The organism is Nodularia chucula CCY0103 (genome assembly GCF_963923915.1).
In the GTDB taxonomy this organism is placed as follows: domain Bacteria; phylum Cyanobacteriota; class Cyanobacteriia; order Cyanobacteriales; family Nostocaceae; genus Nodularia; species Nodularia chucula.
The window spans coordinates 32842-43573 of sequence record NZ_CAWUOL010000033.1 but is presented as its reverse complement, the minus strand read 5'-3'; the positions used below and the strand labels follow the sequence as shown (position 1 = coordinate 43573).

General features: G+C 42.5%; 6 protein-coding genes. 4 read left to right on the top strand and 2 right to left on the bottom strand.

Translation table 11 applies throughout. The features are described 5' to 3' along the window. Nucleotides 1–177: 177 nt before the first annotated feature. Nucleotides 178–588, bottom strand: coding sequence for a heavy metal-responsive transcriptional regulator (locus ACM0OP_RS11535; RefSeq protein ID WP_414528545.1), 411 nt, complete (start codon nt 586–588; stop codon nt 178–180). Between the two features lie 363 nt (nt 589–951). Between ACM0OP_RS11535 and ACM0OP_RS11530 the strand changes: the two genes are divergently transcribed. Beyond that, the gene (locus ACM0OP_RS11530) at nt 952–2037 is read left to right on the top strand and encodes an aromatic ring-hydroxylating dioxygenase subunit alpha (protein WP_414528544.1); all 1086 of its coding nucleotides are present in this window, start codon (nt 952–954) and stop codon (nt 2035–2037) included. A 266-nt stretch (nt 2038–2303) separates the two neighbouring features. Here ACM0OP_RS11530 and ACM0OP_RS11525 read toward each other — a convergent pair whose 3' ends face one another. Then, a complete protein-coding gene (locus ACM0OP_RS11525) occupies nt 2304–7955 on the bottom strand; it encodes a translocation/assembly module TamB domain-containing protein (RefSeq protein WP_414528543.1) in 5652 nt (1883 codons plus the stop codon). A gap of 264 nt (nt 7956–8219) precedes the next feature. Between ACM0OP_RS11525 and ACM0OP_RS11520 the strand changes: the two genes are divergently transcribed. The 3 genes from ACM0OP_RS11520 to ACM0OP_RS11510 all read left to right on the top strand — a co-directional run bounded on the left by ACM0OP_RS11520 (nt 8220) and on the right by ACM0OP_RS11510 (nt 10370). After that, nucleotides 8220–8666, top strand: coding sequence for a DUF3110 domain-containing protein (locus tag ACM0OP_RS11520; RefSeq protein WP_414528542.1), 447 nt, complete (start codon nt 8220–8222; stop codon nt 8664–8666). A gap of 62 nt (nt 8667–8728) precedes the next feature. Continuing rightward, a complete protein-coding gene (murQ, locus tag ACM0OP_RS11515) occupies nt 8729–9664 on the top strand; it encodes an N-acetylmuramic acid 6-phosphate etherase (protein WP_414528541.1) in 936 nt (311 codons plus the stop codon). A gap of 82 nt (nt 9665–9746) precedes the next feature. Next, entirely contained in the window at nt 9747–10370 is a 624-nt protein-coding gene (locus ACM0OP_RS11510; RefSeq protein WP_414528540.1) for an exopolysaccharide biosynthesis protein, read from the top strand. Nucleotides 10371–10732 lie beyond the last annotated feature (362 nt).

Genomic DNA, 10732 nt, shown 5'->3' with positions numbered 1-10732 from the left:
ATCGCATGAACTAGAGTGTATAGGTGATGTCTTTTGTCAATGCGTAAGTCCTAATGTCTTAGGAAAGACGACACAGAAATATAATTAATTGCACAATATAATTATTTCAGCACCTAGAGGAGCAAGAATTGTTCCCTGAAAATTAACCTGTGTATTCTGACAATTCTTATACTGAATCTACTGAATAATTGGACAGATTTTATCCTCTGGCTTACCTATGTTATGGTTCCAGTCTTCCAATAATTCCCCAATTTTCGAGCGTAAAGTTAGTAATTGAGCAATTTGACTATCAATCTGTAACAGTTTCTCTGCTAACTTGTCTTGAATGTCTCCACAGGGGGGTTTTCCTGCGTCATATACTTCCAGGATATCTCGAATTTCTTCTAGGCTTAGTCCTAAACTTTGCGCTCTTTTAATAAAAGCTAACCGGGTCAGCACATCTGCTGAAAATTGGCGGAAACCGCCTTCTGTGCGTGATAATGATGCAATTAAACCTAAACTTTCGTAATAGCGAATTGTCCGAATAGGGATTCCACTGAGACTTTTTACCTGACCAATTAAAAATAGTTGTTTATCCTGAGTTAACACGGCATATTTCCCTAACTCTTGTATGTATTATGCCATATATGGCTGGGGAGTGGGGACTGGGGACTGGGGACTGGGGACTGGGGACTGGGGACTGGGGACTGGGGTAAAAGCCTTGAGGTATCTAACTTTACACATTATTCTTCTTTCCCTGTTCCCTACCTCAAACCGGATTCCTAATAGATTACAAAATTGTAATTATTTAATTGACAAAAATCAGATTTTTACAAGCATCAGAGTTTGATTATAAGTAAGTCGAATAAATTAGTTCTGCAATTATATTTCCCGGTACTAAAAGTAACTTTTTAGGGCAGATTTTCATGTTACTTCTAGATTAACCGCTTCACTTCAAGTGAAACTCTGAAAATGAATGTTAATTTGCAGAACCTTAGCTCAACTCATCAATCGAGAATTTTCAATAATCCTGACCGTTTTGTTGAAGGATGGTACTGGGTTATGCCATCAAAAAAATTGCGGGTCGGTGAGGTAAATCCTGTGACAGTTTTGGGGAGAGAATTAGCGATTTACCGTGGTAAAGATAAAAGAGCCGTAATCGTTGATGCGTACTGTCCCCACATGGGCGCTCACCTAGCTGAAGGCAAAGTTGAGGGTAACGATATCCGTTGTTTTTTCCATCGTTGGAAGTTTGATGGCCAGGGATTTTGTGTTGATATCCCCTGTGCAAATCAACCACTTTCTATCAAATTAAAAACTTGGCCAACGGCAGAAAAGTATGGCATGATTTGGGTTTGGACTGGAGAAACACCTAAACAACCTCTACCCTTTGTTCTGGAGTTAGAAAATAAGGAATGTGATGTTGCTTTTGGTGATTATTTTTTGATGAACTGTCATCCTAATACGGTGATGATTAATCCCATCGATGCTCAACACTTCAATACAGTTCACAAATTAACATCAAGAATTAATTTTGAAAAACAGGAACTGAATCAAAATGCGATTATTTTCACAAATAGTACACCTAATACTGGAAATTCATTTTTAGAGAAGCTGATACTTCCTTTCAGTAAAAAGAGTAGTTACAATGTATGTTATTGGTATGGTAGCACTAATATAGTCACATTTGGGCCTGATTGCTTCCATGTTCACGTGATGTTTGCTGTACGCCTCTTAGAAGGAGGAAAATCTGAAATTCAGGTGATACTAATTAGTAAAAAACGTCGGGGAATTTTGGGTTGGTTATATAGTCGAGCGGTGCTGTGGCTGACTAAAATTGTGGGGATAAATTTTGTTCAGGATGACTTGAAGGTTTTTGAGACAATTAAATTTGATTTGAAAACCCCAATTAAGGCGGATCACTCAATTATCCAGTTTGTTAATCATCTGGAAAGACAAAAACCTCTGATGTTGAAGACTTGGCAATTGGCGCGATCGCAAAATGTTAAGATTGAGGAACCCCGTGAAAAATGGTCTGATACTAAGTCTAATGACTAATAGACCTCTGGGAAAAAATTATCTAGCACTGGTAACAGGCGGAGAAGTTTTTTATAGTGAGGGTTTCATTATCTATTTTTGTTCTCACCAACCTGGGGGTAAATACAGTCACTAAAGATAAAAATGAAGTGGCAAAGCCACTTCATAATTCCCAGGTAGAACCTAAAAATGAGTATAACGACTATCCAAATTATAAATAGTATAAACTAACACTGATTTAGTAAAAACCTCTGTTTTTATTACTTTGTGTGTGGATCTAAAAATTTTTAAAACCGCCGTTGAAATTCTACTACAGCCCGACTATCATCATCTAAATTAGTGGAAGCACGTAGGCGAATTTCATTATTAATGCGATAATTTACACCCCATTGAAATGGATCATTGGCTGTCAAGATTTTGATACTGGAAATAGAAAATCTGGGAGAAACGTCAATTCCGGCTTCTGCGGCTAATTCCAGACTAGAACTGCCCCTGCCTGCTTCGGGACTTGTGGAAACAATTGTGGGGAATATACGTAGTTCACTTAACCCAACAGCACTACCAAGCTGACTAAAGACTGACTGAAAGTTACTAAAGACGGCTGAACCGGCAATATTAATCAGTCCTAAAGTGGTATCTCTACCGCTCTGTCCATCGACAAATCCACCCCCCAACAAACCAACAATTTCTGTTTCCGAACGGGCTGGGGTACTGGTGAGTTGCAGTGTTTCATTGATTTGACTAGCAAAACCTCGGACATTGGCTTCCACTTGCACACTTTCTAAGGCTGCTAAACCGGCAGTATTTGCCCGTGTAAAGTCACTGCTCTGAACTACATCTAGTACCTTGGCGACTAAGCGAACATCTAATTCTGGGTCACGGGGTTGGCTGGATCTAAAGGTAGCGGTGTGTGTGTAACCACGAGCTAGGTTAAACTGTGTGGTAAATAGATTCACGCCACCTGATTCTAACCTGATAGTACCTTCTGGTATGGGTTCAGCAAAGGAGCCGTTAACAATGAGATTACCTGTGGCTCTGAAACTCAAAAGAGGTGGATTGTTAATTTCGACGTTTTGACCTAGTTCTATATCTAGATTATTAAATATCGCTGATCCATTGTCGCCACTGGGTTCAATTTGTTTGTTGGCTATGGATGATAACAAGGGTGTGCTATTGGTAGCTGGTTCTGGGTTACTAGTATCTGTCAGTAAAACCTGACCATTAAATAGATTAACCTTACCACCAATTTCTGGATTTAGGGCTGAACCTGTAATCTCTAAGTTCCCACTTGCACCTCCTTGGTACAAGCCTTTGAGATTCAAAGTTAATTCATCGACGTTGACAGTGAGGGGATTATCTAAACTACTTCGTCCGTTGCTGAAGATGGGAATTTGTCCAGATGCGACTATATCACCTCGGCTAAACCGACCTTCGAGGTTTTCTACTAAGATATAGTCGAAATCAAATAGGACTTTGCCGTTCACATTTTGCACTTTTTCGGGGAATGCTTGGGCGGCAAAGGTGGCATTATTGAGAGTGGCTATACCATTTACTATGGGTTTTTCTCTTGTACCCCGCACTTCAATATCTATTTCTCCCTCACCGTCTTCAAAGGCTATCTGATTGGTGAGGATATTTAAGATTGCTAATCCCTCATTTCTGACTTCGATATCGAAACTAATTTCATCGCTTTCTGGTGCTACAGAGGCGAAAGGTAGTTGATAGGGGATACTACCGATAATATTGACTGGTTCTGTTTCCACAATGGAGACTTTGCTACCAAAGTTTAACCGTCCATCGGCATAACTGAAACTGGCTGTGGCTGAGTCAACTGGCTGCTGATTTAATGTGCCTTCTGTGATCGTGAATTGTCCTTTGGTTTGGGGATTGGCAATGCTGCCGGCGATCGCAGCTGCACCATTAAGATTACCTGATATCCCCACTGGTATATCTACGAAATTATTTAGTAACTGGATGGGGAAATTTCTTACTCGCAATTGACCAGATTGTGCTTCACCGCCAATGTTACCTGTGAATAGGAGACGACTATTTTCTAAGGAAATCTGTAATGGGAGCAATTGCAAAATGCCATTGGAAAATTGTCCTTTGGCAGATATGTTGTCAGCAGTATAGAAACGATTATCTTCTGCTTCTTGACCCCAGGTAAAATTTTCACCTTTGACATCAAATTCTACTGATAAGCCCTGTTCTGTGGCTGTATTTACAACAATGTCTCCGTTAAAAGTTCCTTGTAAATCTGCTAAATCTGGGACAGGATTAAATTCTCGCCGGATTTCCCTTTGTGCTTCTATGAGGGCATCAATTTCATAAAAGCGTCTGAGTTGGGTTAATAAACTCTGTTCTGGTAAGCCACGGGAGTTAGTTACTAAATCGCCAGATGTGCCATAAACTGGCTCGGCTGTGCCACGTTGAAAGTCTTGTAATTCAAATATCTGAGCTACAGTTAGGACATCTTGAATATTACCCTGATTGACATTTAATTTGCCCTGGAGTTGGGGACCTTGGGGAGTTTGCCCAAATTTGCCATCAAAGGCATAACGACTGTCTCCTTTAATAAATTCGCTGCTGTTGACTGTGGCGTTACCATTACTGTAGCTGAATTGTGCTGCTAGGCGATCGCCTGTAATCCGGCCTATTTCTGGAGATGCGATCGCTAAATCTCCCGTAGTTGCATAAGTTTCCCGATTAACCAGCAAATCCCCAGTTAACAGCCCAGCCACATTACCAGCACCTAGACCCAGTTCCGTTGGTGGTGTTAAATTTAGAATTGCTAACGGAAAATTAGCCACCTGAACTGCTAAATCATCCCCTTGGGCTTCACCTCTAGCTAAAGCTTCTTCCCTCTGGACAATAAAAGATTGGGGACGATTTTGGGCATCGAGATTAAAAGCAATCCTGTCTCTACTTCCAGTTAAATCTAAATTCCAACCTTGAGCGGTAGACTGAACATTTCCAGTTAACAAAGGCTCAAAAGCAATATCTTGGACAACCAAATCCCGCAACCCTAATGTCCCTGTGAAATTCGGCAAAGGTAGATTACCAGTAATTCGTCCGTCAAAATCAACATTTCCCGCCACAGCCAACTGATTCGGGAGAGTAATTGGTAACTGTTCTAAATCGTAATTCTCGGCTTTAACCAGGAGATTTAACTGAGTAATTTCCGGGATACCTGCAACCTGAGTATTAGTTAAAATATCACCAGTCACATTTAACCCTGGGGCTACAGCTTGTTCAATAGCCAGCTTTTCACCAGTCCAAGTCAGTGCAGCCACCAAAGGTTGCTCAATACCGGGCAGACCTTGAGATAATTGTACTTGTCCTGCCGCCCGCACATCAGCTAATTTCGCAGATCCCAAAATGCCAGCCACCTGCAAATTACCGCCAAAATCACCCCGTAATTGCTGATTCAACTGATTTAATTGCACCCCAGACGCATCAACTACAGCCTGATAGCGACCATTAGCCAGTTGGATATTAGAGGCTGTAATCCTGCCCCCGGCAACATCTAACCTGCCCGTACCACTGGCTTGAATAGTTTCGGGACTAAAAGATTCCACAGCCCCAGCTACATTAAATTGACCACTTAACGCACCCTGGAATTGCGGTGGCACATCTGCTAACTGCTGCAAAGGCAAATTATTAGTTTGTAACTGTGCTTGATAGCGACCATTAGCTAATTGGATATTAGAGGCTGTAATTCTTCCCCCTGAGAGGTTTAGCTGTCCAGTACCACTGGCTTGAATAGTTGCGGGACTAAAGGAGTCCACAGCCCCAGCTACATTAAATTGACCACTTAACGCACCCTGGAATTGTGGTGGCACATCTGCCAACTCCTGCATAGCCACATTATTGGCTTGTACCTGTGCTTGATAGCGACCATTAGCCAATTGAATATTAGAGGCTGTCACAGTCCCACCTGCCACATTTAGCCGGGCTTCACCAGTGGCGCGTAAGGTGTTGAGTGCAAAATTTTCTCTGTTCCCAGCGATTTGAAACGTACCAGCCAAGGGACTATTTAAAGCTGGGGGAGAATCTTTCAATATCCGTCCTAGTCTTAAACCATTAGCCACAAGTTGCGCCGAGAAGTTCTGGTTTTGTAGTTGGATATTAGAGACGGCAATTGTACCCCCACCAATATTAACTCCCGCACCCTCAGTGCGAATTGTGGCAACTTGAAATGGTTCAGCGCCACCTTCTAGGATCAGACGACCATTAAATTCTGCCCCGGCTAAAGAAATATTTTCTAGTTGATTTTGGTCTACAAAAGGTGTCAAACCCACACCGGAGGCTTCGGCTACTGCTTGCCAACGTTGGTTAGCAAAACTCCCAGAACCGCGCACCATTCCCCCACCGACATTTAAAGCCACATTACGAAACAGCAGGGTATTATCTGGGGTGATCACAGTTTCACCAGTACCGGGATAGGTAGCTTCTGGGGCTTGCCATCTGACCACAGTTTGGACATTATCTCCCCCACCGGTTAATTGGGCTGTCGCGGAAACAGTGCCGATTTCAATGGGGGAGGTTATTTGGTAAATTTGGGCAAAAGCATCTCCAGAAATACTTTTACCTGCGAAATTAAAATCTAATTGGGGGGTTGTGGAGAGTTTGATATTGCCAACACCTGTAATTTCTCCACCCACTGCGGCTGTACCCTGAATGTCTCGGAAACTGACTAAATCAGCATCAGGAGTAAATTCAAATTTACTAGTAATTTGATTAAAAACAATTTTATCTATTTGGGCAGTTTTAATAGTGCCAATTGTGCCGGAGATAACAGGTTGGGTGATGGGACCAAGCATTTGGACGTTAGCTTGTAATTCCCCAGTCACAGGTACGGGCAATTTAATATTCAGACTTTCTTGAGCGTCGGTTACACTGACTGCATTGATCCGACCTGCTAATTTATAGCCTGTTTCTGGGTCGATAATTCCTGTAGCGACTAAAGGAATTTTGCCGTAACTGCCAGCCACATCATTTAGTTGTACTTCTGTTCCTTGAAAGCGGATAAGTCCTTGGGCATTTATAAAAGCCTGGGGAACATTGGGAATTTGCAGCGTTACCCCTTGTAAATTAGCATCGCCAAAGAGGAGGGCTGGCTGTTGGGGTGTGAGTTCAATTTGCAAGTTGCTATTAACTCTGCCTTCTTGCAAGTCGAAAGGTAACTGAATTAGGTCGGTAATTTTAGCAGCTAATAAGTCTTGCGATCGCAGTTTGAATTTAAATGCTAATGTTTGAGGAACCGCCTCACCTTGGATAGCAACATTCCCGCCCCCCTCGGCTTCACCCCTGACGTTAAACCTAATCAGCTTGTTATCGTCTAGAAGTTGGGCTGTGCCATTAATTTGTGAAAACGCCACCGGGGGAATAGTAGATGTGACATTCTGATTTTGCTCTTGCCGTACTAATACTAATTTACCGTTACGAAACCGCAGTTTATCTAAATCAGTTTTAATCAGCTGTTCCTGACCTGGCGGGGCAATTTCAGTAGTAATCCACCGCCCTTGATTATCTTGTTCAATATAAATATCTGGGTTAATTAAAGTGACATCTAACTTTAATTGACGCTGCCAAATTAATCGCCAGGGGTCAAAATTCACTTTTACAGCATCCACTACAGCGCGATCGGCATCTGTGGCTGTGGCCGGGATATCAGAAGCCCCAAATTTTACTCCTGTCAAGGAAAAGCCCGTAACTTCTCCCAAGTTTACCGGACGGTTCAGGGTATTGGTAATTCCGCTTGCAGCTAGGGGCGTTAATTCATTATTGACAAAACTCCACAAGCGCCAAATCCCTGCGCCCATTGCCAACAGCACCAGTACGCCCAAGGCAATACCACCGCGACTCAATAACAGCAACCACAAACGCTTGTTTGCGGAGGAATCGGAATAGTTATCTTCATTAGGAGATTTAGTCATTATGATTTCGCTGATGACTGGGTGTAGCTAGGTGACTACTAGGGTAATGCTTATTCCAGGATACAAACCTATTGGCAATTTGGGGAGTGGGAGGTATGGGAAGTGTGGGATGTGTCAGATGTGTGGGGTTTAAATGTTTTTCATGTATCATCTTTACTAATGATAGAAAAAAATGTCAATAAAGTAAAATTTACAACTGTATGTTTTCCTGATATACAGCCTAAAACTCTAATAATATAGGTAAATCGCAAAACAAGAGGACAGATGATTACGCCAATGCGTGTTTTTGTGTTAATTTTTAATGCTCATACGGAAAACGAAGGGATTCATTCCATTCGGGTAGGCGATGCTGAAGGATCTCCGGGGATTGCCCGTAATAAAATTTTAATGTTTGAGTCAGAAGATGATGCTCTGCGCTTTGCTTTGTTACTGGAAGCTCAGGATTTTCCGACTCCTACAGTGGAAATGCTGGATGCTGAGGAAATTAAGGAGTTTTGTACAAGTGCGGGTTATGAATGGGAAATTGTGCCAGCCAACAGCGATTTAGTCTTACCGCCAGAAATGAATTTGGAAAATACCGACTGGCAAGCTGATGGAACAAGAGATGATGATGATGACAGCTATCGTTCTAATCAAGTACCACCAGCAGCACCAGAAATGTCTGATTCTGAACTGGAAAATATTCGCCGTAAATTAGAAGGGTTGTTATGAATTGACTGGGGAATGGGGAATGGGGAATGTGGGGAAAAAAGCTATTGATAAAGATGTAGAGTATGGCAGATTTGCAGTCACGGGGCTATCTTTTAACTGAGCAGGTAAATCCTGATAGTCTGAATTTAGACCAGCTGAGTTCGGTTGAGTTGGTGGACTTATTTAACACTGAAGACCAAAAAGCAGTGGCGGCGGTGGCGGCGGCTCAAATTCAGTTGGCTGAGGCTATTGATTTAGCGGCGGAACGTTTGCGCCAGGGAGGACGTTTATTTTATGTGGGGGCGGGGACAAGTGGCAGGTTAGGGGTATTAGATGCGGCGGAATGTCCCCCCACTTTCTGCACCCCTCCAGAGTTGGTACAGGGAATTATTGCTGGCGGTGCTGGTGCATTGGTACGCAGTTCGGAAGATTTAGAAGATCGTGCTGAAGATGGGGAAGCGGCGATCGCCCAACGACATATTACTCAATTAGATGTAGTAGTGGGGATTACAGCCGGCGGGACAACTCCTTTTGTGCATGGAGCGCTGAATGCTGCCCGTCAAAGGGGTGCTAGAACTATTTTTATCGCTTGTGTACCTAGTGAACAAGTGCGCTTTGATGCAGATGTTGATATTCGCTTATTAACTGGCCCAGAAATTCTCGCTGGTTCTACACGCTTAAAAGCGGGAACAGCCACCAAGTTGGCTTTAAATATCCTTTCTACCGGGGTAATGGTGCAGCTAGGCAAGGTTTACGGCAATCGCATGGTTGATGTAGCGGTGACAAATCAAAAGTTACGCGATCGCGCTTTACAGATGCTACAAGACTTGACAGGCTTAAGTCGTGATGCTGCTGGGTTTCTACTAGAAAAAAGTGGTAAGTGGGTTAAACTAGCTTTACTCATGCACTGGACTGGTTTAGAAAAAGAGGCGGGCGATCGCTTACTTGCAAAACATCAAGGTAATCTCAGGGTAGCAGTTGCTAGTTATACCAAAGAACAGGAAACAGAGAAGAGGTAGAAATTCAAAATCACTTTTTCCCACTTCCCACACCTCCCACACTCCCCACACTCCCCACTCCCCACTCCCCATTCCCCAATCAATGGCTAGACTATCTCACGAGTTGCAACAGTATTTTTTTGACGAAAACCGCACCCCAGAAGTGACGTTAGCAGAAATTCTGCTATTAGCAAAAGAAAGAGCTTTTGGGTTTTTGTTAGTAATTCTTTCTTTACCTTCAGCTTTACCAATTCCCGCCCCTGGTTACTCAATATTTTTTGCAATTCCGATTTTTATACTAGCTATCCAGTTGATGATTGGGGCTAAAATTCCCACACTACCCCAAAAAATACTCAATTATCCCATCAAACTTACAACAGTACAGAAATTTTTGAAAGCGGGAAATCCTTGGTTAAAAAGAATTGAAGCGATCGCCAGGCCACGTTTCACCTATATTTGTACCACCATACCAGGTAAACTCACCGTCGGCAGTGCGATCGCCTTAATGGCCATTTCCATGATGATACCGATTCCTGGAACCAACACCCTCCCAGCTATCGGAGTTTTCGTCACTAGCTTTGGTTTGCTGGAAGATGATGGTGCTATTAGCTTAGGCGGTTTAGTTATCTGTTTATTAGGAGCAATTACCAGCATTTCCATTTTCATCGCACTAGCTTGGGGTGGTGCGAGTCTTTTAGATGTACTCAAAGCTTGGCTGAGTCGTTAATCTGGGAAAATACCACTAAAGGCATATAGTAGCGAAAGAACTAAAGGTACATAATATTAGAACCTTTTTGCTGTCTCGAATCAATGTTTAACCCGCACAGGTAGGTTTAGTTTGGGTGATTCCGCGACTTCTAGTCGCCAGTTGACACTGTAATGAATTAAGCTAAACAAACCTGATTTTGCACAACATTTTAAATACAACTCTTGTGGGATGGGCATCTTGCCCGTCCAAATTGTGCAAGTTAAATGCTTAACAACTTAGTCTTTTCAGACAACCTCTAAAACTGTTCCCTGTTCCCACTATATACCGTACAATTATCACATCTACCAAAATATTTTTCTGGGTAATTCATAGAGAAATCC

Bases quoted from the DNA above. Each gene is read 5' to 3' on its own strand.
- ACM0OP_RS11530 (WP_414528544.1), top strand. From the start codon at position 952: ATGAATGTTAATTTGCAGAACCTTAGCTCAACTCATCAATCGAGAATT.
- ACM0OP_RS11525 (WP_414528543.1), bottom strand. From the start codon at position 7,955: ATGACTAAATCTCCTAATGAAGATAACTATTCCGATTCCTCCGCAAAC.
- ACM0OP_RS11520 (WP_414528542.1), top strand. From the start codon at position 8,220: ATGATTACGCCAATGCGTGTTTTTGTGTTAATTTTTAATGCTCATACG.
- murQ (WP_414528541.1), top strand. From the start codon at position 8,729: ATGGCAGATTTGCAGTCACGGGGCTATCTTTTAACTGAGCAGGTAAAT.
- ACM0OP_RS11510 (WP_414528540.1), top strand. From the start codon at position 9,747: ATGGCTAGACTATCTCACGAGTTGCAACAGTATTTTTTTGACGAAAAC.